The organism is Citrobacter sp. KH_055_1 (assembly GCF_057838705.1).
In genome coordinates, this window is record NZ_CM174473.1 from 4090572 (window position 1) to 4115882 (window position 25311).

Consider the following 25311-nt stretch of genomic DNA (forward strand, 5'->3'; position numbering starts at 1 on the left):
GTGATGAATAACGTGATTTATCACTGGTATTTTTCAATACAGCACGGTCTGGCACCGTGTAAAAATAAATTATTGAGGTTCAGGAGTCCGGCGTGGAAAAAAATAATATTACCCTCGACCCGAGTTCTTCGTTTGGCACCTCGTCATCTGCGGATATTAATGTCCCGCCAGACGGCATGGTGCAACGCAGCAGTCGAATAAAACGTATTCAGACCACAGCAATGATTTTATTATTTTTTGCGGCGGTCATTAATTATCTCGACCGCAGTTCACTGTCAGTAGCTAACCTGACAATTCGTGAAGAACTGGGACTCAGCGCAACCGAAATCGGCATCCTGCTGTCCGTGTTCTCTCTCGCTTACGGTATTGCGCAACTGCCCTGCGGTCCGCTGCTGGATCGCAAAGGCCCGCGCATTATGCTGGGGCTAGGCATGTTCTTCTGGTCGCTCTTTCAGGCGATGTCCGGCATGGTACATACCTTCACTCAGTTTGTGCTGGTACGTATCGGGATGGGGATTGGTGAAGCGCCAATGAACCCGTGCGGCGTGAAGGTGATCAACGACTGGTTTAACATTAAAGAGCGCGGCCGCCCGATGGGATTATTCAACGCTGCCTCAACGATTGGTGTCGCCATTAGCCCACCGATTCTGGCCGCGATGATGCTGGTGATGGGCTGGCGCTGGATGTTTATCACTATCGGCGTACTGGGTATTTTCCTCGCCATCGGCTGGTACATGCTGTATCGCAACCGCGAGCAGATTGAACTGAGCGCCACCGAACAAGCGTACCTGAACGCCGGTAGCGTCAATGCCCGCCGCGATCCGCTGAGCTTTGCCGAATGGCGCAGCCTGTTCCGTAACCGTACCATGTGGGGCATGATGCTAGGCTTTAGCGGCATCAACTACACGGCATGGTTGTATCTGGCCTGGCTGCCGGGTTACCTGCAAACATCCTATAACCTGGATTTAAAAAGTACCGGGCTCATGGCCGCGATCCCGTTCCTGTTTGGCGCCGCTGGCATGCTGATTAACGGTTTTGTCACCGACTGGCTGGTGAAAGGCGGCATGGCGCCGATTAAGAGTCGTAAGATTTGTATCATTGCCGGGATGTTCTGCTCTGCTGCATTCACCTTCGTGGTACCGCAGGCGACAACCTCAATGGCCGCAGTGTTACTGATTGGGATGGCGCTGTTCTGCATCCACTTCGCCGGCACGTCCTGCTGGGGTTTGATCCACGTCGCAGTGGCTTCCCGTATGACCGCGTCCGTGGGCAGTATTCAGAACTTTGCCAGCTTTATCTGTGCGTCGTTCGCACCGATTGTCACCGGATTTATCGTGGATACCACCAACTCTTTCCGTCTGGCGCTGATTATCTGTGGTTGCGTGACGATGGTAGGGGCGTTCGCTTATATCTTCCTGGTTCGCCAGCCGATTAGCGACCCGCGTCAGGAGTAATGACGTGTAGCCCGATAGCATCGGGCTACACATACCTTCCCGGTAAGCCGGATGAGCAATAGCACCATCCGGCATCACAGGCTTAGAACGTTTCCCAGTTCTCACCCGCATCCGTCGCCACGGCTTTACGCGGCTGGGTGGTTGTCGATGCCGGTTTTACGGCAGCAACATCACGCGGACGCTTTTGATCGTGCTGAATACGGAACACAGCAACGGCCTGGGTCAAACGGCTGGCTTGTTCTTCCAACGCCGCCGCGGCGGCAGCGGACTCTTCCACCAGCGAGGCGTTCTGTTGGGTTACACGATCCATCTCGGCAACGGCCAGACCGACCTGATCGATACCGCGGCTCTGCTCGTCAGATGCTGAGGCAATTTCCCCCATGATATCGGTCACGCGGGTCACCGCATTGACGATCTCATCCATGGTTTCACCGGCGCTTTCAACCAACGTTGAACCGACATCCACGCGGCTGACCGAATCTTCAATCAGGCTCTTGATCTCGCGCGCGGCCTGCGCACTACGCTGGGCCAGGTTACGGACTTCACCGGCGACCACCGCAAATCCACGGCCCTGCTCACCTGCGCGTGCCGCTTCTACTGCGGCGTTCAACGCCAGAATGTTAGTCTGGAAGGCAATACCGTCGATCACGCTAATAATGTCGGCAATTTTCTGCGAACTGGAGGCAATGTCACGCATGGTTTGTACCACGTTATCCACCACTTTGCCGCCTTTCTGCGCCGTTTCAGAGGCACTCAGCGCCAGATGGCTGGCCTGACGGGCGTTTTCGGCGTTCTGCTTCACGGTTGCCGTCAACTCTTCCATGCTGGCCGCGGTTTCTTCCAGCGAAGCCGCCTGCTGCTCAGTACGTGACGAGAGATCGTTATTGCCCATCGCAATCTCGCTGGCACCGCTGTAAATGGCGTTAGCACCGTTACGCACATCACCCACGGTGCTCATCAACTCACTCTGCATGTGGCGCAGGCTCTCGGCCAGTTGCCCAATCTCGTTGGAGCCTTCCACGTCGATGCGCTTCACCAGGTCACCGCTGGCAATATGACGAATGCTGTCAATCAGGCGGTTCATCGGGGCGATCAGCGAGAACTTAATTCCAAACCAGACGGCGATAATGGCCGCCAGCACGGTAATCAGCACGCAAGCCAGCACCCACATCGCCTGGCTGTAAGAGCTGTTGTTATCTTCAACCGCAATGTCATACAGACGATCGTTCTGCTGCATGTAGTTCATATACTGCTTCTCAAAGCCATCCTGATAGCTTTGTGTCGGCTGATCAAAGAACGCATTGATCTTGCCGTCGCCCAGCAACTGGATCAGCTCTGCCAGCGCACCGTGGTAGATGTCATAGGTACGATTGATCTCCTGGAACGCAGCTTCGCTTTGACGCGGATCGCGCGGCAGCGATTCATAGGTTGCCCAGTTTTTCTCGGTCATTTTCAGCGCAGTGCTCGCCACCTGCATCAGCTCTGCCACGGTGGCACCGCTGCCGATATTGCTCTGATCCATCATGTAGCGGATCCCTGCCCTGTTCAGGGTATTTCGCGTTTGCAGCAGTTCAACCCAGGTCGCATTCAGCGCAGACTGCTGCTGGCGAATGGTTTGCAGAACGGTAAAGTTCTCCTTGTCATTCTTCAGTGAATTAAAGAACAACCCGCCCGAGGCCAGTTGTAAAAGGCCAAACAGCGCCAATACCAGCAGTAAGCTGGTAACAATCTTCATTCGTTTTAACATGTTTTCTCTTTCCGCTAGACAGATGTCAGAATTTTCGGCCTGAAAAGAGAAAACTTTACGGAATTCGTGCTTCCTGAATCGATCGCAGCATCGACGAATCGGCGATACCGCCTTCCGTAAGGGCTCTAAAAGAGTTTTTTAGTGATCTCAATCACATAATCATCCCCGTTTACCGCACCCCGGAACCGCTCGCTGACACTTGGGACCGCTTAAGCTGACATATAACCACTCACATATTTACCTTACTTTACGCGCGTAATTCTCTGGCAAGATCCTCCCAACATAGCAGTCAACTTATCTCCTCAAACACACACTCAAACCCACGCGGCTTCGGCCAATTATTAATCGGTACCCTAGATAATTCGAGTTGTAAGAAGGCGGCAAATGAGAGAATCCTCAGGAGCTTACAAAAGTAAGTGACTGGGGTGAACGAATGAAGCCAACGCACATACAACTTGAAGTATGACGGGTAAAAAACCAGGTTTTACTATGGATACGAAAAAGATATTCAAGCACATACCCTGGGTGATTCTCGGAATCATCGGTGCATTTTGCCTCTCGGTAGTGGCATTACGTCGGGGTGAACACATCAGCGCCCTGTGGATCGTGGTCGCCTCTGTCTCTGTTTATCTGGTGGCCTATCGTTACTACAGTCTGTACATCGCCCAGAAAGTGATGAAACTTGACCCCACGCGTGCCACGCCGGCGGTCATCAACAACGACGGTCTGAACTACGTCCCAACCAACCGTAACGTCCTGTTCGGTCACCACTTTGCTGCTATCGCCGGGGCAGGTCCGCTGGTTGGACCGGTACTGGCCGCGCAAATGGGCTACCTGCCGGGTACGCTGTGGTTGCTGGCGGGCGTGGTGCTGGCCGGTGCAGTGCAGGACTTCATGGTGCTGTTTATCTCTTCTCGTCGTAACGGCGCGTCTCTCGGTGAGATGATCAAAGAAGAGATGGGCCCGGTACCGGGAACCATCGCACTGTTCGGCTGCTTCTTAATCATGATTATCATCCTGGCAGTGCTGGCGCTGATCGTGGTGAAAGCGCTGGCGGAAAGCCCGTGGGGTGTGTTCACCGTCTGCTCAACCGTACCGATCGCGTTGTTCATGGGGATCTACATGCGCTTCCTGCGCCCGGGACGTGTGGGCGAAGTGTCGGTGATTGGTATTGTTCTGTTGGTTGCCTCCATTTACTTCGGCGGCGTGATTGCCCACGACCCGTACTGGGGCCCGGCACTGACCTTTAAAGACACCACCATTACCTTTACGCTTATCGGCTACGCATTTATCTCTGCGCTGCTGCCGGTATGGCTGATCCTCGCCCCGCGCGACTATCTGGCCACCTTCCTGAAAATCGGCGTTATTGTTGGTCTGGCTGTCGGTATCGTTATCCTGAACCCAGAGCTGAAAATGCCGGCGATGACCCAGTACGTTGACGGTACCGGTCCGCTGTGGAAAGGGGCACTGTTCCCGTTCCTGTTCATCACCATCGCCTGTGGCGCGGTGTCTGGCTTCCACGCGCTGATCGCCTCCGGTACCACACCGAAGCTGCTGGCCTGTGAAACCGATGCGCGTTTCATTGGTTATGGCGCAATGCTGATGGAATCCTTCGTCGCAATTATGGCGCTGGTTGCCGCCTCCATCATCGAACCGGGTCTGTACTTCGCGATGAACACCCCGCCTGCGGGCCTTGGCATCACCATGCCAAACCTGCATGAAATGGGTGGCGAGAACGCGCCGCTGATTATGGCGCAGCTGAAAGACGTGACCGCGCAGGCAGCGGCAACCGTCAGCTCCTGGGGCTTCGTGATTTCGCCTGAGCAGATCCTGCAAACCGCGAAAGACATTGGTGAACCGTCCGTTCTGAACCGCGCCGGTGGCGCACCGACGCTGGCTGTCGGTATCGCGCACGTGTTCCACAAAGTGCTGCCGATGGCTGACATGGGCTTCTGGTACCACTTCGGTATTCTGTTTGAAGCGCTGTTCATCCTGACCGCACTGGATGCCGGTACCCGTTCTGGCCGCTTTATGCTGCAAGATTTGCTGGGTAACTTCGTCCCGTTCCTGAAGAAAACCGACTCCCTGGTTGCCGGTGTTGTGGGTACTGCGGGCTGCGTAGGCCTGTGGGGCTACCTGCTGTATCAAGGCGTGGTTGACCCGCTGGGCGGCGTGAAGAGCCTGTGGCCGCTGTTCGGTATCTCTAACCAGATGCTGGCCGCCGTGGCGCTGGTTCTCGGCACCGTGGTACTGGTTAAAATGCAGCGCACCAAATACATCTGGGTCACCGTGGTTCCGGCCGTATGGCTGCTGATCTGCACCACCTGGGCGCTGGGTCTGAAACTGTTCAGCACCAACCCGCAGATGGAAGGCTTCTTCTTCATGGCAAGTCAGTACAAAGAGAAGATTGCTAACGGCGGTGAACTGACCGCGCAGCAGATTGCCAACATGAACCATATCGTCATCAACAACTACACCAACGCAGGCCTGAGTATTCTGTTCCTGGTGGTGGTGTATAGCATCATTTTCTACGGGTTCCGTACCTGGCAGAAAGCCCGCGCCATCAACGGCCGCTCTGATAAAGAGACGCCGTATGTACCGGTGCCGGAAGGCGGCGTGAAGACCTCTTCACACCACTAACCTGATGCCGGGTGGCGCGCAGCGATCCCGGCCTACAGAATGCAGTTAACGTAGGCCGGATAAGGCGCAAGCCGCCATCCGGCTTTATTCATTAACAGGACGGCAGAATGTTTGGTACTTTAGGTCAGGCAAAAAAGTATCTCGGTCAGGCGGCAAAAATGCTGATTGGTATTCCGGACTACGACAACTACGTCGAGCATATGAAGACCAACCATCCCGATAAGCCGTACATGACCTACGAAGAATTCTTCCGCGAGCGCCAGGAAGCCCGCTACGGTAGCGGCGGAAGCAGTTGCTGTTAGAAGGAGAAATGAATGACCCCGATTGCAGTCACCCTACTCACCGGTTTTCTCGGCGCGGGTAAAACCACCCTGCTGCGCCATATTCTCAACGAGCAGCACGGTTACAAAATTGCCGTTATCGAAAACGAATTCGGCGAAGTCTCGGTGGACGATCAGCTAATTGGCGACCGCGCCACGCAGATCAAAACCCTGACTAACGGCTGCATCTGCTGCACCCGTTCCAGTGAACTGGAAGACGCCTTGTTAGACCTGCTCGACAACCTTGATAAGGGGGCGATCGATTTTGACCGTCTGGTGATTGAGTGCACCGGCATGGCCGATCCCGGCCCGATTATTCAGACCTTTTTCTCCCATGAAGTGATTTGCGAACGCTACCTGCTGGACGGCGTGATCGCGCTGGTTGACGCGGTGCACGCCGACGAACAGATGAACCAGTTCACCATCGCCCAGTCGCAGGTTGGCTACGCCGACCGCATCCTGCTGACCAAAACCGACGTAGCAGGTGAAAGCGAGAAACTGCGTGAGCGCCTGGCGCGCATCAACGCCCGCGCGCCGGTGTATACCGTCACTCATGGCGACATCGACCTCGCGCAGCTGTTCGACACCAACGGTTTTATGCTGGAAGAGAACGTGGTCAGCGCCAAACCGCGTTTCCACTTTATCGCCGACAAACAAAACGATATCGCCTCGATCGTCGTCGAACTGGATTACCCGGTGAATATCAGTGATGTGTCCAGGGTGATGGAAAACCTGCTGCTGGAATCTGCCGAAAAACTATTGCGTTACAAAGGCATGTTGTGGATCGAAGGCGAACCCAACCGCCTGCTGTTCCAGGGCGTCCAGCGTCTGTACAGCGCCGACTGGGACCGCCCGTGGGGCGACGAACAGCCGCACAGCCAGCTGGTGTTTATCGGCATTAATTTGCCGGAAGATGAGATTCGGGCGGCGTTTGCGGGGTTGAAGAAGTAATCCCCTGCTGAATTGCCCGGTGGCGCTACGCTTACCGGGCCTACAAAGCCTTCTCCCGTAGACCGGATAAGGCGCAGCCGCCATCCGGCACTCACAACCTCGGTATAGGGCTATTTCTTGTTTTGCTCTCTCAGCATAGCCTCGCGCAAAATAGCATTTAGCCGCGTCTGGTAACCCTTCCCGGGGCGCTTTAACCACTCCATCACATCGGCATCAATGCGCACCGATGCCTGAGTTTTCAACGGACGGAAAAACGTACCGCGATTAGCCTCTGACCACTGCTCATCTTCAGTCACCGGAATGTCGCTATAATCAATATCATCATCCGGTTTATTCGCCAGCGCCTTCAGTTCCGCCTCATGCTGAGCACTCAGCGCGGATGCGCTGCCACGTTTATGTTTAATCATGCTCATAACGATTCCCCGGCTTACTTTGTGCCTTGTTTGCATCCCACTCAAACTCCATTGGCATGTATTTTATCCCTAATTGTATATACAAAAATGTATCTACAATTATCTTACGATTATACCTGGATTGTTGGAAATAGCTTCACAACTTGACGATCAGGGATTGAATTTTGTAGGCCGGATCAGGCGCAGCCGCCATCCGGCACTGGCAGTTTTCATCCCGATAAGTGATTCATCCCATGGAATTTTTCATTTGCTGTGGCAAGCTATTGCCATTGCACTCGTTAAGGGACCAACGTGAAAAATTACAAAGTAATTACCCCGCTTTTTCCGACCTACGCCCAGGTAAAAGCGATGATGAAAGCCGTTTCAGGCTATTCCCTGAAAGCAGTGCGCGATATGATTACCGCCATTCACGAGCAGACCGGCACACCGCAACAACCCGTTGACTGGTCAGAACCAGATCTGTGGATCAGTGAGCGCTTGTCAGGTGAAGATGCCGAAATCGCCCGCCGTATCTGGGATACCGATAACCATATCCTGAACCCACGCCACAGCTACGGCTGCTATCTGTTCCTCAACTACCCTCAGTTTGACCTGATGAAAAGCACGCCAGATGATGTCTGGCAACCGACTACTCGTGGGCAACAATTTCTGCACGATGACGAAAAGACATTGCGTTCGTTAGACGATCAGGAAGGCATCCTGCAGCTTCTGGAGCTACTGGCAGGCCGGGAAATGTCGCGTCGCGCGGATTTACTTCCCGAATGGCAGGCCTTTTTGCACCAGCACTCCAAATTCGCTTCTGCCAGTTCCGTTAAAAGCACACTCTACTCCCGCCTCAATAACCTGATCGACCGCGAAATGGTTAACCGCGAAGGTATGAGCTATCGCATCACCGATGCCGGGCGAGCCTGGCTCGGAAAAGCGCTGCCAGCGCGAAAAAGCGATCCGCGTAAAGAGCTTTTGGAAGCCGTGAAGCGCTATAACGAACAGCAAAAAGAACTGCTGCGCGAGCAAATCAGCACCATGAATCCATACAAGTTTGAGCATCTGGTCGGGCAATTGCTGGAAGCGATGGGCTACGAACAGGTTGAAGTGACCAAAGCCTCAGGTGATAAAGGCGTGGACGTGATTGGTAAGGTTCAGGTGGGCATCACCACCATTACCGAAGTGGTACAGGTAAAACGGATGCAGAACACCATTACTCGACCATATATCGATCAGCTACGCGGCGCACTGCCCTACCACAAAGCCATTCGCGGCACGCTGATCACCACCGGGAAATTTGCCGCCAGCTGCCCGGAAGCCGCATTATTCCCCGGCGCCGCGCCGATTACGTTAATCGACGGCGACCGCCTGCTGGAGCTGTTGATTGAAAATAACGTCGGCATCCGGCGCAGCAATGCGGTCGAGTTGCTGGACGTGGATTTGCAGCTGTTTGACGAGCTGGAGATTGAGTAATAAGCACGAAAGGTCGCGGCCAGTAAGGTCGCGCCCTCTTCTTCTCATCACTCAGACATCATCACTATCTACAAATTACCCATCACTCCCATTCTTTAGCCTTTTTAAAGTGTTACACACAACATCCTGCCCTTATAACGCTTGATAAAAAAACGTGCAGCGTTATGATTTTGGAAGACGTCTCGCAAAACGAACCTTTTCACCCTTTGCAGTTTCAGCAATACGCTGCGGGTGATCGCTGCAAGGAGCTCAATCTTTGACAACCGCTAGCCCAACTCAGCCAACAAACTTTGATTTCCTGGCAGAATACGATCCGCTATTGGTTCAAATCACTGCCACAGCAGAACGGCTATTCTCCAGCGATCCCAATACCACGCTAATGAAGCTGCGCCAGTTTGGTGAAGCGCTGGCACAAAATATTGCTGCCCGGCTGAATATTAGCCGGGAAGATAATCCAAACCAGCAAGAATTGCTCTACCGACTGGACAGGGAATTACAGTTTGATCCTGCCATCCGTCAGTTATTTCATACGCTGAGAATTGAAGGTAACAAAGCGACGCATCAGTTCCAGACCCGGCACCGTGAAGCGATGGATGCGCTAAAAGTCGCCCGTGCGCTGGCAATCTGGTTCCACCAGACATTTGGTGATGCGGGTAGTCAGTTTAATCCGGGCCCTTTTGTTCCGCCGCATGACCCGAGTGAACAGCTCAATAAATCTCAATCTGCCATCGAACAACTCAAACAAACCTTATTGGCAGCGAACCAAAAGCTGGAATCCAGCGAGCAGCTTCAGACTTTACTTAAACAGCAAAAAGAAGAATATGAACAGCTGGCTCATGCGATGGATATTGAGGCCAGAGAACAGCAGCAATTGCTGGAAATAAGTCAGCAGGATCTACAAACGCTCCAGCAAAATTATGAAGCGAAGCTCACCGCCTTGCAGGCACAGCTTGCCCAGCAAACACAGCAAGCCATTACGGCCCAGCGCAAAGAATTTGGCCGCAAGTCCAGCTATGCCCGCAAGTACATCATTACCGAAGAGCTGACCCGGATCCTGATTGACCAGCAGCTCAATGAATGGGGCTGGCTGGCGGATACCCAGGAAATCACCTGGAAAAAGGGCTCCCGCCCCGAAAAAGGGGTCAACAAAGCCATTGCAGAATGGCCTACCTTTGCCGATGACGAACATGGCCGAGCGGATTACGTCCTTTTCTGCGGGCTCACACCCGTCGCAACCGTTGAAGCGAAAAGAAAAAACGAAAACGTTGCTGGTAAAATCCCCCAGGCCGAGCGCTACAGCAAAGGGTTTCAGTTCGACGCGTCCATGACTCCCGCCTGGTCTGAAGAAGGGCGCGTTAAAGGCTGGGAAGATGGCGTGAATAGCGTGTATCAAATTCCTTTCGTCTTCTCCTGCAACGGTCGGCCTTATATCAAACAGTCCGCCGAACATTCCGGCACGTGGTTCCGCGATGTTCGCTCGCCTGACAATACCCGCTATCCGCTGGAAAGCTTCATCACGCCAGAAGGCCTGATGGACCGCCTGCATCGTAGCCGGGCGCAAGCAGAAGCCAGACTGCATCAGGAACCGTTTAGCTATCTTGGCTTGCGTGATTACCAGGTCAACGCAGTTAAGGCCGTCGAGTCCGCGCTGGAACAGGGTTCGCGTGAAGCGTTGCTGGCCATGGCGACCGGGACGGGGAAGACACGTACTATTATTGGCTTAATTTACCGCTTCCTGAAGGCCGAACGCTTTAAACGGATCCTCTTTCTCGTCGACCGCTCTGCGCTGGGCGAACAGGCGCAGGATGCCTTTAAAGAAGCTTCGCTGGAACAGAACCAGACGCTTTCACAAATCTATAATGTCGCCGAACTGGGCGACATGGCGGCAGAAGCGGAAACCCGCGTACAGGTTGCGACGGTACAATCCATGGTTAGCCGCATCTATCGTTCCGGCACGCCGCCTGCGGTAGATACCTACGACTGCATCATCATCGACGAAGCGCACCGTGGTTACACGCTGGATCAGGAGATGACCGAGGGCGAGCTTTCCATTCGCGATAACGCCCAATATCTCTCCAGCTATCGTCGGGTGCTGGACTACTTTGACGCGGTGAAAATCGGGCTAACCGCCACCCCAGCTAAACATACCAGCGAGATTTTTGGTCATCCCGTGTATATCTACTCCTACCGGGAAGCGGTGGCGGAAGACTGGCTGATTGACCACGAACCGCCGGTTCGCTATGAAACCCAGCTCAGCAAATACGGTATTCATTTTGAGGCTGGAGACACCGTCAGCGCCGTGGATGCAGAAACAGGGGAAGTCGATACCAGCGAGCTGGAAGACGAGCTGAATTTCGACGTCGACGCCTTCAACCGTAAAGTAATCACCGAAGATTTTAACCGGGTAATCTGCGAAGAGCTGGCGAAAGAGATCGATCCTTCCGGCGATGAAAAAACGCTGATTTTCTGCGCCACTGACGCCCACGCCGATATGGTGAAGCGCCTGCTCGATGAGGCCATGGGCGCGGTCAACCCCGACTTTAATCAGGCCGCGATTGAGAAGATCACCGGCAAAAGCGATCAGGTCAGCAAGCTTATCAAACGCTTTAAAAACGAACGCTATCCCAGCATTGGCATCACCGTGGATCTGTTAACCACCGGCATTGACGTTCCGGCAATCACCCACCTGGTGTTCCTGCGTCGGGTGAAATCGCGCATTCTGTACGAGCAGATGATCGGCCGCGCCACCCGTCGTTGCGACGATATCGGCAAAACCGTCTTCTGGATCCACGATCCGGTGGATATCTACGCCACGCTTCAGGATGTGAACACCATGAAGCCGCTGGTGAAAAACGCGGGCGTCAGCATCGAGCAACTGGTTGAAGAGCTGTCGAATGACGATGTACTGGAAACGGCGCTGAACAATCCAGGCGATAGCCCAACGGAAACCCAGGCGGATAGCTTACTCAATCAGCTCAGCCAGAAAATTATGCGCGTCCTGCGTAAAGCGGAGAAAAAGGCCGAAAAACGCCCGGAAGTCCGCCAAAAACTCAATGAACTGGAAGAACTCTGGGGCGTGGAGCCAAAACAGTTGCACCAGCACCTGCATAAGCTTGGCCCGCAGCAAGCTTCGGCGTTTCTCAAGCAGCATCGCAATCTGATCCGCCAGTTAAGCGATGTCGGTACCCTGCTGGGCAGCGAGTACCGCCCGGTGATTTCAGACCATGATGATGAACTCATCAGCAAAGAGCAGACCTACGGGCGCTACCAGAAACCCGCCGACTACCTGCAAAGCTTTAATGAGTTTATCTCCACGCAAATCAACCAGTCCGCCGCGCTATCGGTGGTGATTAACCGTCCGCGTGACCTGACGCGTGAGCAGTTAAAAGAGATCCGCCTTTTGCTGGATGAAGCGGGCTACAGCGAGGCCAGCCTGCGTTCGGCGGTACGCACCCAGAGCAGCCAGGATATCGCCGCCACCATCATCGGGCATATTCGCCAGGCCGCGCTCGGCGAACCGCTTATTCCGTTCGAGGAACGCGTGAAGCTGGCGCTGGACAAAATCTATGCCCAGCATAGCTGGAGTAAAGTGCAGAAACGCTGGCTGGAGCGGCTGGCAAAACAGCTGGTCCATGAAGTGGTGCTGGATAAAAACTTCGTTAACCACCTGTTCTCCGCCGACGGCGGAACGAAGAAGCTCAACAGCCTGTTGGACAACCAACTGGACACCATTCTCGACCAGATGAGCGATGCATTGTGGGCACCAAAATCCGCCTGATCGTGATACCCTTCCCCATCATTTTTTGACAGACAGGCCGGGTAACCGGCCTTAACCGGAATAGCTATGAGTAACAACGAAATCGTTCAGAAACTCTGGAATCTTTGTGACGTCCTGCGTGACGATGGCATCAACTACAGCGATTACGTCACCGAGCTGGTGTTACTGCTGTTTATCAAGATGGTGCACGAAAACACCGAAGCGGAAACGCTGGATAAACACATCCTGCCAGAAGGGTGCCGCTGGAGCGATTTAAACAGCAAATCCGGTCTTAACCTGCTGAACGACTACAAACAAATTCTGCTGAAACTCTCTACCGGGAAAGACGCCGAAGGCAAACTGGTCCACGCCGACCCGCTGATCACCGCGATTTATGCCGATGCGCAAACGCGCCTGCGCGAGCCGCGCCACCTGGAGCAGCTGATCCGCTCGCTGGATCAGATCGACTGGTTCAGCGCGCAGAAAGACGGTCTGGGTGACCTGTATGAAGGGCTGCTGGAAAAGAACGCTGGTGAAACCAAGTCCGGTGCCGGGCAGTATTTTACCCCGCGGGCGCTGATCAACAGCATGGTGCGCTGCATTAAACCGCAGCCGGGCGAAGTGATTCAGGATCCTGCCGCCGGTACCGCGGGCTTTTTGATTGCCGCCGATCAGTACATCAAGGCCAACACCGACGATCTGTACGATCTGTCGGACAAAGAGCGCGTGTTCCAGAAGAATAAAGCCTTTATCGGCGTTGAGCTGGTGCCGTCCACCCGCCGTCTGGCGCTGATGAACTGCCTGCTGCACGGCATGGAAGGAGATGAAAAAGGCGTGGTGCATCAGGGCAACGCGCTGGGTAAAGCCGGGGAGTCGCTGGCAAAAGCCGATATTATTTTAGCCAACCCGCCGTTTGGTACCTCCAAGGGCGGGGAAGCCAGTATTACCCGCGACGACCTCACCTACAGCACCAGCAATAAACAGCTGGCATTTTTGCAGCATATTTACCGCAACCTGAAGCCGGGCGGTCGTGCCGCCGTTGTGCTGCCTGATAACGTGCTGTTTGAAGCAGGCGTCGGCGCCGACGTTCGCCGCGACCTGATGAACAAATGCAATCTGCACACCATTCTGCGTTTGCCGACTGGGATTTTCTACGCACAGGGCGTGAAAACCAACGTGCTGTTTTTTACCAAAGGCACCGACGCCGATAAATACCAGGAAGAGAACTGCACCGAAAATGTCTGGGTGTATGACCTGCGTACCAATATGCCAAGCTTCGGTAAGCGTACGCCGTTTACCGAGCAGCATCTCAAGCCGTTTGAGGATGTATTTGGCGACGATCCGCACGGTAACAGCCCACGCAGCGAAGGCGAGTGGAGCTTTAACGCCGAAGAGAGCGAAGTCGCCGACAGCGCAGAGAATAAAAACACCGACCAGCATCAGGCCACCAGCCGCTGGCGCAAATTCAGCCGCGAGTGGATCCGTAGCGCTAAATCCGATTCGCTGGATATCTCCTGGCTGAAGGATAAAGACAGCATCGACGCCGACAGCCTGCCGGATCCGGACGTACTGGCGGCAGAAGCCATGAGCGAGCTGGTACAGGCGCTGGGCGAGCTGGATGCGCTGATGCGTGAGCTAGGCGCAGGCGATGAGGCGGATACACAGCGGACGTTGCTGAATGAAGTATTTGGTGAGGTGAAGGCATGAGTGCGGGGAAATTGCCAGAGGGGTGGATTGATACTCAATTAGGCAATATTGTTGACTATGGTAAAGCGACCAAAAGAGTTTTATCTGACGTTAATGATGACACATGGGTACTTGAACTCGAAGATATTGAAAAAGAATCATCAAAGCTATTAAGTACTATGAGAGCAAGCGAGCGTCCATTCAAAAGTACTAAAAACAGCTTTAAAAAAGGTGATGTACTTTATGGAAAGCTACGCCCTTATCTCAATAAAATTATTATCGCAAAAGAGGATGGTGTCTGTACTACCGAGATTATTCCCCTAAGTGCAGAACCTTCATGCTGCAATAAGTACATTTTCTACTGGCTTAAAAGTTCAACATTCCTGGGATATGTTAATGACGTCAGTTATGGCGTAAATATGCCCCGCCTAGGAACGGCAGATGGCCTTAAAGCACCATTAAGGCTGGCCCCACTCGCTGAACAAAAAATCATCGCCGAAAAACTTGATACGCTGCTGGCGCAGGTAGACACCACCAAAGTACGTCTTGAGGAAATACCACAAATCCTGAAACGTTTTCGTCAGGCGGTGCTGGCTATGGCGCTAAATGGGAGTTCAGAACAATCACGAAACCCTGCTAAAATAGTTAAACTCATAGACGTCACCAAAAAAATTACTGATGGGGAACATCTTACACCTAAAACAATTAATAGCGGCATTCCACTATTATCAGCTAAAGATGTGCAAGAATATGAATTGTTATTTGATAATGTCAAATATGTATCAGATACCATTGCAGCTAAGGCACTGAATCGATGCAAACCAGAAAAAAATGATATTTTAATTGTAAGTAGGGGAGCAACTGTTGGCAGAACACATTTAGTTTCAACGAGTAAAACATTTTGTCTGATGGGTAGTGTTTTACTTATTAAATTGGACACAGAACAAGTAGTACCGGAATACATGAAATTAATATTTAATGATATTTCTGGGCAGCAACAGCTGGTCTCTGCCTCTGGAGCAACAGCCCAGCAAGCGATTTACATTCGTGATGTCAAAGAATTCAGTTTCAAACTTATATCGCTTCATGAACAACACGAAATCGTCCGCCGCGTCGAACAACTCTTCGCCTACGCCGACAGCATCGAAAAGCAGGTTAACAACGCCCTGACCCGCGTCAACAGCCTCACCCAGTCGATCCTGGCAAAAGCCTTCCGCGGCGAGCTTACCGCCCACTGGCGTGCGGAAAACCCGGATCTGATTAGCGGTGAAAACAGCGCCGCCGCCCTGCTGGAAAAAATTAAGGCCGAACGCGCCGCCAGCGGGGGTAAAAAAACCTCGCGTAAAAAAGCCTGACGCTTATTTCAAGCGCACCTGGCCGGTGCGCTTTTTTACACTTCATCCTTCAAGTTACCTCGGCGTTGGCTGCGTTCGCTCACCCCAGTCACGTATTTATATACGCTCCTGGAGACTCGTTCTCTTGCCGCCTTGATGCAACTCGAATGATTTTTTGTATATTATTTTTCGTAACCATAACCATCAAAAATATATCCAGTTTCTTCCTGAACATTCCCATTACAGTCTATTTTCAGCTGGACTTTCCTTCTATTTCCTGATGATATATACAGGTATTTATCGCAAGACGCCCGTGCTGCAACACGAGCGCCTCGCTAATCACAATCACTATTTAACGAGAATAGCCATCATGACTACCCCGCATTCTATTGCAGAATTCACCGATCCAGAAGTCTCCCCGGCAAATAATCGTCTGGGCACCGTCAGCTATGCGAGCCGTTATCCGGATTACACGCATGTACCGGCAATTATAATGAAAGGCCAGTGGCTGGAAGCCGCCGGTTTTACCACCGGCACCCCATTCGATATCAAAGTGATGCCCGGCTGCATTGTATTAACGGCAAAGCTGCCGGAGCCGGAAGAACCGGCGTTATTGCAGTCGTTGCGTCGGGTGTGCAAGCTGTCCGCGCGTAAGCAGCTTCAGGTGCAGGAGTTTATCGACGTGATTTCGGCAAAACCTCTCAGGCAAAAATAATCTCCCTGATGCCCGGTGGCGCTACACAAAGCTCTCTCCCGTAGGCCGGATAAGGCGGTTACGCCGCCATCCGGCACTACAGCCTCTGTCGATGAAAGAGCAATTACTCCACCTGATCGCGCCGCAACCCGACATCCTTTAGCCGCTCATCGCTCATCTGTTGCAATACACGCCGCGTTTGCGCCCGCAGATACCAGCGTTTGATCGCCCTCCACACCTGCACCAAACCAATAAATGGCTGCTTTGCTCTGTTCTCATGAAATTCCATACCCGCCTCCCGTCTTATCAGAGACGTTATCTTCGCGGATTCAGGGATATACATTACAGACTCACAAAGTACTTTTATTTAACATACAGATTGGTTAAAAATGATTCTGCATTCCATTTATTCCACCATTCTGTACTGGTTTTTTAATCTGTATGGCACCCATGAGGGATACAGCATGACGCGTTACCAACATCTGGCCAATCTGCTGGCCGAACGCATTGAGCAGGGACTGTATCGCCATGGCGAAAAGCTGCCGTCGGTGCGCAGCCTGAGTCAGGAACATGGGGTCAGCATCAGCACCGTGCAACAGGCGTATCAGACGCTGGAACAGCGGCAGCTGATCACCCCACAGCCGCGATCCGGCTATTTTGTTGCGCCGCAAAAAGCGCAGCCGCCGGTGCCGCCAATGTCGCGCCCGGTACAGCGTCCGGTGGAGATAACCCAGTGGGATCAGGTGCTGGACATGCTGGCAGGCCACGCAGACACATCAATCGTCCCTTTCAGCAGCGGCGTTCCCGATATCAATCAACCCAGCCTGAAACCGCTGTGGCGCGAGCTAAGTCGCGTGGCGCAGCATAATCTGCGCGCGGTACTGGGTTACGACGAGCTGCCCGGCTGTCGGGAACTGCGCCAACAGATAGCCCGGCTGATGCTGGACGGCGGTTCGGTGGTCAGTGCGGACGATATAGTAATCACCAACGGCAGCCAGAGCGGAATGTCGCTGGCGCTGCTGACGGTCTGCCAGCGCGGCGATATCGTCGCCGTGGAATCCCCCGCCTATTACGGCACAATGCAGCTGCTACGAGGTCTCGGTATCAAAGTCATTGAGATCCCAACCGATCCGGATACCGGGATCAGTATTGAAGCTCTGGAACTGGCACTGGATCAGTGGCCGATTAAAGGGGTGATCCTGGTCCCCAACTGCAATAATCCCCTCGGATTTATTATGCCGGATGCGCGCAAGCGGGCGGTACTCACCCTCGCCCAGCGTCACGACATTGTGATTTTCGAAGATGATGTGTATGGCGAACTGGCTACAGAGTATCCGCGCCCGCGCACGATCCACTCCTGGGATATCGACGGTCGGGTGTTGCTATGCAGTTCGTTTACCAAATCCGTGGCACCGGGTCTGCGCGTGGGTTGGGTCATTCCTGGCCGCTACCATGACAAACTGCTGCACATGAAATACGCCGTCATCGGCACCAACGTTCCCGCTACGCAGCTGGCGGCGGCAACCTTTGTACGCGAGGGTCATTATCATCGCCATGTCCGTCGTATGCGCCAGATCTATCAGCGAAATATGGAGATCTACACCTGCTGGGTACGGGAATACTTCCCCTGTGAGATCTGCGTCACCCGACCAAAAGGTGGCTTTATGCTGTGGGTTGAATTGCCGCCGCAGGTCGACATGGTCTGCGTCGCCAAACAGCTCTGCCGCCTGAAAATCCAGGTTGCGCCGGGTTCACTGTTCTCGGCGTCAGGAAAGTATCGCAACTGCGTACGCATCAACTGCGCACTGCCACCAGACGAAAAGCACCGGGAAGTGATGCAGAAACTCGGAGAGGCGGTGATGATCGCGATAGAGTAAATCGGCACACCCGGCTTCGCCTCTTTCTAATGGCTTAAACCCTGGATATCCTCAGCGGACAGTCGGGTAATTTTTTGTACCGTACTGATATCAATACCGTCTGTCTGCGTATTAACTCGCTAAACTCGTTTAATTAATATCCAATCCGCATTACACTGCGGATGGTTATTCCCCGTTCAACTTACTCTTCCTGAGGTGCGATGTGCTGATTGTTACCTGTAATCGTTACGTTTTCTGACCTGAGTCAGAGAGGCGTATTTCCTGTTTGCGTTTCACGCAGGCAGCGTTTTTGATTACATGAAATTCAGTACATCTGCAGTCTGTTTTTTTCTGGCACCAGCCTGACGTCTGTAAGCCGGTATTGAATTTCGCTATTCCCGTTGAGGGTTCTCTCCCGACAAGGAGCTGTTTTATGCAACGGATTTTCGCGTTTTTCTCGCAACGCGCCACGACGCTGTTTTTCCCCATCGCGCTGATTCTGTACGACTTCGCCGCCTACCTGTCAACGGACCTGATCCAACCCGGCATCATTAATGTCGTGCGGGATTTCAACGCCGATGTCAGCCTGGCTCCGGCTGCGGTTAGCCTGTATCTGGCGGGTGGGATGGCGCTACAGTGGTTATTAGGGCCGCTTTCCGATCGAATTGGTCGCCGACCGGTGCTAATTACCGGCGCGCTCATCTTCACCCTTGCCTGCGCGGCTACACTGTTCACCACCTCAATGACGCAGTTTCTGATTGCACGCGTTGTGCAGGGCACCAGCATCTGCTTTATCGCCACCGTCGGCTACGTCACGGTGCAGGAGGCATTTGGCCAGACAAAGGCCATCAAGCTGATGGCCATCATCACCTCCATTGTGCTGGTGGCACCGGTAATTGGCCCGCTCTCCGGGGCGGCGCTGATGCACTTTGTCCACTGGAAGGTTCTGTTTGCCATCATTGCCGCGATGGGCCTGGTCGCCTTTATTGGCCTGCTGTTGGCGATGCCAGAAACAGTGCAGCGCGGCACGGTGCCGTTCAGCGCACGCGGCGTACTGCGGGATTTTCGCGATGTATTTCGCAACCGGGTGTTCCTGTTTGGGGCCGCCACGCTGTCGCTGAGCTACATCCCGATGATGAGCTGGGTGGCGGTATCGCCGGTGATCCTGATCGACGCGGGCGGCATGACCACCTCGCAGTTTGCCTGGGCGCAGGCTCCGGTATTTGGAGCGGTTATCGTCGCCAATATGGTGGTGGTGCGATTTGTGAAGGACCCGACAAGGCCGCGCTTTATCTGGCGGGCAGCACCTGTCCAATTGAGCGGGCTGGCGATACTGATTGGTGGCAATTTACTCTGGCCGCACGTCTGGCTGTGGTCGGTGCTGGGCACCAGTCTGTATGCATTTGGTATCGGGATGATTTTCCCGACGCTGTTCCGTTTTACGCTGTTTTCCAACAACCTGCCGAAGGGCACGGTCTCCGCATCGCTGAATATGGTGATCCTGACGGTAATGGCAGTTTCTGTCGAGATCGGGCGTTGGCTGTGGTTTAACGGCGGCAGGATTTCGTTTCACCTGTTGGCGGTTGTCGCAGGTATTGTCGTGATATTCACGCTCGCCGGATTGTTGAAGCGGGTACGTCAGCACGAGGCCACGACGTTAGCCACGGAAAACTAACCTGCCATGCTTATTCGGCCTACGACATCGTGGTAGGCCGGATAAGGTGCTGGCACCGCAGCCGGCATTTATCACATCACATTACGCGATACGCGCGAACCCGGCGTCCAGATCGGCAATCAAATCACCGACATCTTCCAGGCCAATATGCACCCTGACCAGCGTGCCGCTGAAGTCGACATCCCCGGCCGGGCGAATGCTGTTCAGCTCCTCCGGCTGGTTAGCCAGAATCAGTGACTCGAATCCGCCCCACGAATAGGCCATATGGAACAGCGAGAAGTTATCGAGGAAATTCGCCATCTGTTCATCTGTCAGGCGCTTTTTCAGGATAAACGAGAACAGGCCCGAGCTACCGGCAAAGTCGCGCTGAAAATACTCATGGCCCGGACACTCCGGTAACGCCGGATGATTCACCCGCGCCACCTCCGGTCTTGCCGACAGCCAGCGGGCAATATGGATACTGCTTTCCTGATGCTGTTTCAGACGTACCGCCAGCGTGCGCAGTCCGCGGCTGCCGTTATACGCCGTGTCGGCATCCAGCGTTTGCCCCATCAAATACGAGTTCTCACGCAGACGATCCCAGCAGCGGGCGTTGGACACCGCCGTGCCCAGCATGCCGTCCGAGTGGCCAATGGTGTATTTCGTCCCCGCCTGAATGGAAATATCCACGCCGAAATCCAGCGCCTTAAACAGTACGCCCGCCGCCCAGGTGTTGTCGATCATGATGACTATGTCCGGGTTCACTGCGCGGATCGCCTTCACCATTCCCGGCACGTCCTGGACTTCCATGGTGATTGAACTGGGCGATTCCAGAAACACCACTTTCGTCTCAGGGCGCAGAAAATCGACGATACCTGCGCCAATCAGCGGATCGTAATAGGTGGTTTCCACGTTGAATTTACTCAGGATCTTATTACAGAAATCCTGGGTTGGCTCATAGGCCGCGCCGGTCATCAGGATATGATCGCCGCTTTGTACAAACGCCAGAATCGCATTGGTAACCGCCGCGGCCCCGCACGGGTACAGCGCACAGCCCACACCGCCTTCCAGCTCGCTCATCGCCTTCTGAAAAGCGAAGTGGGTATACGTACCGCGACGACCATAAAACAGTTCCCCGTTAGCGCGATTGGCGGTGGCGAATTTTTTATCCTTCACGGTATCAAACACCAGCGAAGAAGCGCGTTGGATAACCGGATTCACCGCCCCCTGGGTGTAACGTTTGTCACGTCCGGCGACGACCAGTTGGGTTTCAATCTTCATTGCGTCTTTCATAACATCTCCTGTTTCTTAATCCGTGTGCAAACCTATACCGCAGCGGCGGTCGCGTTGATTTCAGCGTCGGTCTGCTTTTTTCCTGCAAACCGCTCAACAATTTGTGCCGCGTTCAAATCATGGATCACGTTGATAAGCGTGGCGGGCGCATCGGTAATCGTACCCAGCACCACCAGCATCGGGATCGCTTCCATCGGCAACCCGAGCGTGGTGACAATAAAGATCTCACCCAGAAACGCACCGCCCGGTACGCCGCCGACGATAATGGCGGAGAGCACGGCAATCAGCATGGTCAGGAAGAAGGTCTCGGTGGTGAACGGTATGCCGAGCACGGAATAAATAAAGACAATTTTCAGCGCGGCAATCATCGCCACGCCGCCTTTGTTCAGGTTAACCAATAACGGAATAGAGACATCGACGATTTCCGGGTTAATCCCCATCGCCTTACCAGCACGCAACGTGACAGGTAATGTGCCCAGTGAAGAACAGGTTCCCAGCGCGGTGGCGGAAGGTTCAATCGCATTACGCCAGAAGGCTCTGACCGCCGGAACACCGCCACCAATATACGAATAGAGAGTTGAGCCGAAAACAAAGTAGACCAGCGTGGCGACCATAAACAGGCCAATGGCGCGGGCAAAGGTTAACAGCAGCGCGGAGTCCTGGCTGGCCATGGTCGCAGCGAAATAGCAACCAAGACCAATCGGCGCCACTTTCATAATGATAGAGACGATCTTCATGATCACGGTATTGGCATCTTCCAGCAGTGACGCAATGCGTTTCCCCGCCTGATCTGATTGCCCAATCGCCACACCGGCAATGATCGCCATGACGATCAGCGCCAGAATATTGGACTTCGAAAACAGTCCGATAAAATCATTGGTGGTGATCATGCTGACAAAATCCATCTTGCCACTGCCCGCCTGCACGGACTGCGAGAGATCGATAGTGACGCCCTGCGCCGGGTTGTACCATAGCGCCAGCGCCACAATCCCGGCAGCCGGAATAAAGGCCATCGCGATCGAAACAATAAAGATAATCGCCATAATGCGTCCCAGCCTTTTCAGGTCGGTCATACTGGCGATAGAAGACATGACGCTGATCCCCACCAGCGGCACGATGATCATAAATAACAGGTTTAAGAATATCTGACCGACTGGCTGGAGTGTGCTGGCAAACGTCGGGGCATAAATACCTAATAAGCCGCCAATAACCAGAGCAAATAATAAAATAATCGACGATCTGTAGGGTTCGAGTCGTGACCACATAATGGGTACCTTTTAAATTATATAATTTTTAATGAGACTACATTCACAACTTGATGCGTTTCAGGCCTGCCTCCTTATATTTTGTGATGCAACTCACTTAACCTGTTATTTTTTCATTTTGCCAGCGAGTTGTTTCCTGTGATTCAATAGTTGCATGTTTAAAATGCGAATGTAACGGCCTATTCGTACCGTTTTTGCAAATCACTTGTGAATTAAAGGAAATTATGGGTACGCCGATTTCACTCAAGCATTTGGAATTTTTCGTCAAAATCGTTGACTGCGGAGGGTTATCGGAGGCTGCCGCGCAGCTCAACGTCTCGCCTTCCGCGGTGAGCAAAAGCCTGACGGCGATGGAAGACACGCTGGGGACAACGTTAATTAAACGCACCACCCGCAGTATTACCCTGACCGATGCCGGGCAATATTTATTTAACCGCGCCAATAAGCTACTGACAGAGTTTGATGAAACGCTGAATACTACCTCCGGTTATTACCACAGCCCGCAGGGCGAATTACGCATCACCTGTTCCATTGCCTTTGGTTATTCGCGACTGGTAAACCTGGTGGATAAATATCGCACCCAGTTCCCGGATGTGAATCTGTACATCGATCTCAACGATAACTTCGTCAATCTGAACGAAACCGATTTCGACATCGCCCTGCGCATCTCCACCGCGCCGCCGCAGAATTACGCCATGCGTAAACTGGTCCCTATCCGCTGGGCGTACTGCGCGTCGCCGGGATACCTCGCAAAAAAAGGGATGCCCCAGCGTCGCAGCGACTTGGTGAATCATGATTGCCTGGTTTACCCCGGCCTCACGCCAGTGCTTAAAGTGGCAGACGAGCAGGATCGTTTGCACCAATTGAAGCTGCATATGCCGATCCAGGCCAACAGCAGCCTGGTGCTATTGAAGTCGGTGTTAGAAGATCAGGGCGTGGCGTATTTACCCACCTATCTGATTGGCGATCATATTCAAAAAGAAGAGGTCACGCCGCTGATGCTCGACGGCACCATCACCTGTGAAACCCACGCCCTGTATGCGCTGTATTTTCCCAGCAAGTACAGTAATCCGAAGGTACGATCGTTTATCGATTTTCTGGTGGCGGAACTCGGTCCGTTACCCGCGTGGGACAACTGGATCCCAGGATAAGATCATTCAGTCTAAAAATGGGAGGCGTGCCACAATTTTTGCACGTTCCCCCCGTCTGGCTCTATCCTTAAGTCTATGAATAAAATTGCTGAACTCAAACGCGCCAAGCGACTGGCGCTCTCTCTGCTGCTGATTGCTGCCGCGACCTTCGTCATCACGTTGTTTCTGCCACCCAACTTCTGGGTGCTCGGGATCAAAGCGATTGCCGAAGCGGCGATGGTAGGTGCGCTGGCGGACTGGTTCGCCGTGGTCGCGCTTTTTCGCCGGGTACCGATCCCGTTTATCTCGCGCCATACGGCGATTATCCCGCGTAATAAAGACCGCATCGGCGAAAACCTGGGTCAGTTCGTGCAGGAAAAATTCCTCGACACCCAGTCACTGGTGGCGCTGATTCGCCGCCATGAACCGGCGCTGCTCATTGGCAACTGGTTCAGCCAACCGGAAAATGCCCGGCGCATCGGCCAGCATCTGCTGCAGATCATGAGCGGATTTCTCGAACTGACCGACGACGCCCGCATCCAGCGGCTGATCAAACGCGCGGTGCATAAGGCTATCGACAAGGTCGATCTCTCCGGCACTAGCGCATTAATGCTGGAAAGCATGACCAAAAACAACCGCCACCAGGTGCTGCTCGACACGCTGATTACGCAGCTGATCGCCCTGCTACAGCGCGACAGTTCGCGGGCGTTTATCGCCCAGCAGATTGTGCGCTGGCTGGAGACCGAACATCCGCTCAAAGCGAAGATCCTGCCAACCGAATGGCTCGGTGAACACAGCGCCGAGCTGGTCTCTGATGCGGTCAACTCCCTGCTGGATGACATCAGTCACGATCGGGCGCATCAGATCCGCCACGCCTTCGATCGCGCCACGTTGAACCTGATCGATAAGCTCAAACACGATCCTGACATGGCCGCACGTGCAGAAAGCCTCAAAAGCTACCTGAAAGAGGACGAAGCCTTTAACCGCTATCTCGGCGAGTTGTGGGCGGATCTGCGTCAATGGGTGAAAACCGACATTAACGCCGATGATTCTCGCGTGAAACAACGCATTGCCAGCGCCGGACAGTGGTTTGGCGAAACGCTGGTTGCCGATGGTGCCCTGCGTGCGTCGCTGAATGAACACCTGGAGCAGGCTGCGAAAAAAGTCGCACCGGAGTTCGCTACCTTCCTGACGCGCCACATCAGCGACACCGTCAAAAGCTGGGATGCACGGGAGATGTCGCAACAAATTGAGCTCAACATCGGCAAAGATTTGCAGTTTATTCGCGTCAACGGCACGCTGGTTGGCGGTTCTATCGGGCTGGTGTTATATCTGTTGTCGCAACTACCGTCTCTGCTCACGCTGCCGAATTTTTAAGGAGAAAAAATGGCTGAAATCACCCTGTCATCCGCGGAGCGCGATCGCCTGCGCAACGAACTGGAAACGTATTGCAGCGACCACTTCGATCTCGACCTTGAGCAGTTCGATGCCGAGTTCTTTATTGATTTTATTATCGAAAAACTGGGACCTGCGTTTTACAACGCCGGTATTGAAGAGGCGATCCGCACCCATATCGCCTACAGCGAACGGATCCAGGAAGAAATGGACCTGAAGAAAATCCTCTGACGGTAACCTCGCATCATTTAACTTTAAATTATC

Annotated in this window: 20 protein-coding genes; 14 read left to right on the top strand and 6 right to left on the bottom strand. The window is 53.6% G+C overall.

Features of this window, described 5'->3' with window-relative positions:
- The first annotated feature begins 92 nt into the window (after positions 1-92).
- Positions 93-1454: an MFS transporter gene (locus tag AC3ITF_RS19260; protein WP_096758428.1), complete on the top strand. Its 1362-nt coding sequence runs from the start codon at positions 93-95 to the stop codon at positions 1452-1454.
- A gap of 82 nt (positions 1455-1536) precedes the next feature.
- Here AC3ITF_RS19260 and tsr read toward each other — a convergent pair whose 3' ends face one another.
- A complete protein-coding gene (tsr, locus tag AC3ITF_RS19265) occupies positions 1537-3201 on the bottom strand; it encodes a methyl-accepting chemotaxis protein (protein ID WP_115259543.1) in 1665 nt (554 codons plus the stop codon).
- A gap of 489 nt (positions 3202-3690) precedes the next feature.
- Here tsr and btsT point away from each other — a divergent pair, with 489 nt between their 5' ends.
- The 3 genes from btsT (at position 3691) to yjiA (ending at position 7112) form a co-directional block, all read left to right on the top strand.
- Positions 3691-5841, top strand: coding sequence for a pyruvate/proton symporter BtsT (gene btsT, locus AC3ITF_RS19270; RefSeq protein ID WP_135912629.1), 2151 nt, complete (start codon positions 3691-3693; stop codon positions 5839-5841).
- A gap of 107 nt (positions 5842-5948) precedes the next feature.
- Positions 5949-6143, top strand: a complete 195-nt coding sequence (locus AC3ITF_RS19275) for a YbdD/YjiX family protein (RefSeq protein ID WP_003830038.1) — start codon at positions 5949-5951, stop codon at positions 6141-6143.
- 12 nt (positions 6144-6155) lie between these two features.
- Positions 6156-7112 carry a GTPase gene (gene yjiA, locus AC3ITF_RS19280; RefSeq protein WP_489175936.1) on the top strand — a complete coding sequence of 319 codons (957 nt, stop codon included), beginning with the start codon at positions 6156-6158 and terminating at the stop codon, positions 7110-7112.
- Between the two features lie 110 nt (positions 7113-7222).
- Here yjiA and AC3ITF_RS19285 read toward each other — a convergent pair whose 3' ends face one another.
- Positions 7223-7525: a BrnA antitoxin family protein gene (locus AC3ITF_RS19285; protein ID WP_117342368.1), complete on the bottom strand. Its 303-nt coding sequence runs from the start codon at positions 7523-7525 to the stop codon at positions 7223-7225.
- Between the two features lie 291 nt (positions 7526-7816).
- Here AC3ITF_RS19285 and AC3ITF_RS19290 point away from each other — a divergent pair, with 291 nt between their 5' ends.
- The 5 genes from AC3ITF_RS19290 (at position 7817) to symE (ending at position 16475) form a co-directional block, all read left to right on the top strand.
- The gene (locus tag AC3ITF_RS19290; protein WP_489175937.1) at positions 7817-8983 is read left to right on the top strand and encodes a restriction endonuclease; all 1167 of its coding nucleotides are present in this window, start codon (positions 7817-7819) and stop codon (positions 8981-8983) included.
- 256 nt (positions 8984-9239) lie between these two features.
- Positions 9240-12761: a type I restriction-modification system endonuclease gene (gene hsdR, locus AC3ITF_RS19295; RefSeq protein ID WP_489175938.1), complete on the top strand. Its 3522-nt coding sequence runs from the start codon at positions 9240-9242 to the stop codon at positions 12759-12761.
- A gap of 66 nt (positions 12762-12827) precedes the next feature.
- A complete protein-coding gene (locus AC3ITF_RS19300) occupies positions 12828-14447 on the top strand; it encodes an N-6 DNA methylase (protein WP_489175939.1) in 1620 nt (539 codons plus the stop codon).
- On the top strand, positions 14444-15781 hold the full coding sequence (locus tag AC3ITF_RS19305; RefSeq protein WP_489175940.1) for a restriction endonuclease subunit S: 1338 nt from the start codon (positions 14444-14446) through the stop codon (positions 15779-15781). Before AC3ITF_RS19300 ends, AC3ITF_RS19305 begins: the two co-directional genes overlap by 4 nt.
- Before the next feature lie 349 nt (positions 15782-16130).
- Positions 16131-16475 carry an endoribonuclease SymE gene (symE, locus tag AC3ITF_RS19310; RefSeq protein WP_489175941.1) on the top strand — a complete coding sequence of 115 codons (345 nt, stop codon included), beginning with the start codon at positions 16131-16133 and terminating at the stop codon, positions 16473-16475.
- A 103-nt stretch (positions 16476-16578) separates the two neighbouring features.
- Here the strand turns inward: symE and AC3ITF_RS19315 are convergent, their stop codons facing one another.
- Positions 16579-16743 (bottom strand): DUF1127 domain-containing protein, encoded by a 165-nt coding sequence (locus tag AC3ITF_RS19315; RefSeq protein WP_181498931.1) that lies wholly within the window; start codon positions 16741-16743, stop codon positions 16579-16581.
- A 175-nt stretch (positions 16744-16918) separates the two neighbouring features.
- Here AC3ITF_RS19315 and AC3ITF_RS19320 point away from each other — a divergent pair, with 175 nt between their 5' ends.
- On the top strand, positions 16919-18331 hold the full coding sequence (locus AC3ITF_RS19320) for an aminotransferase-like domain-containing protein (RefSeq protein ID WP_196207848.1): 1413 nt from the start codon (positions 16919-16921) through the stop codon (positions 18329-18331).
- Positions 18332-18357: 26 nt separating this feature from the next.
- Here AC3ITF_RS19320 and AC3ITF_RS19325 read toward each other — a convergent pair whose 3' ends face one another.
- Positions 18358-18426, bottom strand: coding sequence for a hypothetical protein (locus tag AC3ITF_RS19325; protein WP_489176458.1), 69 nt, complete (start codon positions 18424-18426; stop codon positions 18358-18360).
- A 317-nt stretch (positions 18427-18743) separates the two neighbouring features.
- Here AC3ITF_RS19325 and mdtM point away from each other — a divergent pair, with 317 nt between their 5' ends.
- Positions 18744-19985 carry a multidrug efflux MFS transporter MdtM gene (gene mdtM, locus AC3ITF_RS19330; protein WP_181218809.1) on the top strand — a complete coding sequence of 414 codons (1242 nt, stop codon included), beginning with the start codon at positions 18744-18746 and terminating at the stop codon, positions 19983-19985.
- Between the two features lie 81 nt (positions 19986-20066).
- Here mdtM and metC read toward each other — a convergent pair whose 3' ends face one another.
- Both metC and AC3ITF_RS19340 read right to left on the bottom strand, forming a co-directional pair.
- Entirely contained in the window at positions 20067-21257 is a 1191-nt protein-coding gene (gene metC / locus AC3ITF_RS19335) for a cystathionine beta-lyase (protein ID WP_115259546.1), read from the bottom strand.
- A gap of 32 nt (positions 21258-21289) precedes the next feature.
- The gene (locus AC3ITF_RS19340) at positions 21290-22522 is read right to left on the bottom strand and encodes a cation:dicarboxylate symporter family transporter (RefSeq protein ID WP_182270498.1); all 1233 of its coding nucleotides are present in this window, start codon (positions 22520-22522) and stop codon (positions 21290-21292) included.
- A 224-nt stretch (positions 22523-22746) separates the two neighbouring features.
- Here AC3ITF_RS19340 and AC3ITF_RS19345 point away from each other — a divergent pair, with 224 nt between their 5' ends.
- From AC3ITF_RS19345 to AC3ITF_RS19355, 3 genes are all read left to right on the top strand, one after another.
- The gene (locus AC3ITF_RS19345) at positions 22747-23673 is read left to right on the top strand and encodes a LysR family transcriptional regulator (protein ID WP_115259548.1); all 927 of its coding nucleotides are present in this window, start codon (positions 22747-22749) and stop codon (positions 23671-23673) included.
- Positions 23674-23748: 75 nt separating this feature from the next.
- A complete protein-coding gene (locus tag AC3ITF_RS19350) occupies positions 23749-25029 on the top strand; it encodes a DUF445 domain-containing protein (RefSeq protein WP_115259549.1) in 1281 nt (426 codons plus the stop codon).
- 9 nt (positions 25030-25038) lie between these two features.
- Positions 25039-25278, top strand: coding sequence for a DUF2164 domain-containing protein (locus tag AC3ITF_RS19355; protein ID WP_115259550.1), 240 nt, complete (start codon positions 25039-25041; stop codon positions 25276-25278).
- Positions 25279-25311 lie beyond the last annotated feature (33 nt).

Coding starts and splice junctions, on each gene's coding strand:
- AC3ITF_RS19275 (WP_003830038.1), top strand. CDS start 5,949: ATGTTTGGTACTTTAGGTCAGGCAAAAAAGTATCTCGGTCAGGCGGCA.
- AC3ITF_RS19345 (WP_115259548.1), top strand. CDS start 22,747: ATGGGTACGCCGATTTCACTCAAGCATTTGGAATTTTTCGTCAAAATC.
- AC3ITF_RS19350 (WP_115259549.1), top strand. CDS start 23,749: ATGAATAAAATTGCTGAACTCAAACGCGCCAAGCGACTGGCGCTCTCT.
- AC3ITF_RS19285 (WP_117342368.1), bottom strand. CDS start 7,525: ATGAGCATGATTAAACATAAACGTGGCAGCGCATCCGCGCTGAGTGCT.
- tsr (WP_115259543.1), bottom strand. CDS start 3,201: ATGTTAAAACGAATGAAGATTGTTACCAGCTTACTGCTGGTATTGGCG.
- AC3ITF_RS19340 (WP_182270498.1), bottom strand. CDS start 22,522: ATGTGGTCACGACTCGAACCCTACAGATCGTCGATTATTTTATTATTT.
- metC (WP_115259546.1), bottom strand. CDS start 21,257: ATGAAAGACGCAATGAAGATTGAAACCCAACTGGTCGTCGCCGGACGT.
- AC3ITF_RS19315 (WP_181498931.1), bottom strand. CDS start 16,743: ATGGAATTTCATGAGAACAGAGCAAAGCAGCCATTTATTGGTTTGGTG.
- mdtM (WP_181218809.1), top strand. CDS start 18,744: ATGCAACGGATTTTCGCGTTTTTCTCGCAACGCGCCACGACGCTGTTT.
- btsT (WP_135912629.1), top strand. CDS start 3,691: ATGGATACGAAAAAGATATTCAAGCACATACCCTGGGTGATTCTCGGA.
- symE (WP_489175941.1), top strand. CDS start 16,131: ATGACTACCCCGCATTCTATTGCAGAATTCACCGATCCAGAAGTCTCC.
- yjiA (WP_489175936.1), top strand. CDS start 6,156: ATGACCCCGATTGCAGTCACCCTACTCACCGGTTTTCTCGGCGCGGGT.
- AC3ITF_RS19320 (WP_196207848.1), top strand. CDS start 16,919: ATGACGCGTTACCAACATCTGGCCAATCTGCTGGCCGAACGCATTGAG.
- AC3ITF_RS19300 (WP_489175939.1), top strand. CDS start 12,828: ATGAGTAACAACGAAATCGTTCAGAAACTCTGGAATCTTTGTGACGTC.
- AC3ITF_RS19355 (WP_115259550.1), top strand. CDS start 25,039: ATGGCTGAAATCACCCTGTCATCCGCGGAGCGCGATCGCCTGCGCAAC.
- AC3ITF_RS19305 (WP_489175940.1), top strand. CDS start 14,444: ATGAGTGCGGGGAAATTGCCAGAGGGGTGGATTGATACTCAATTAGGC.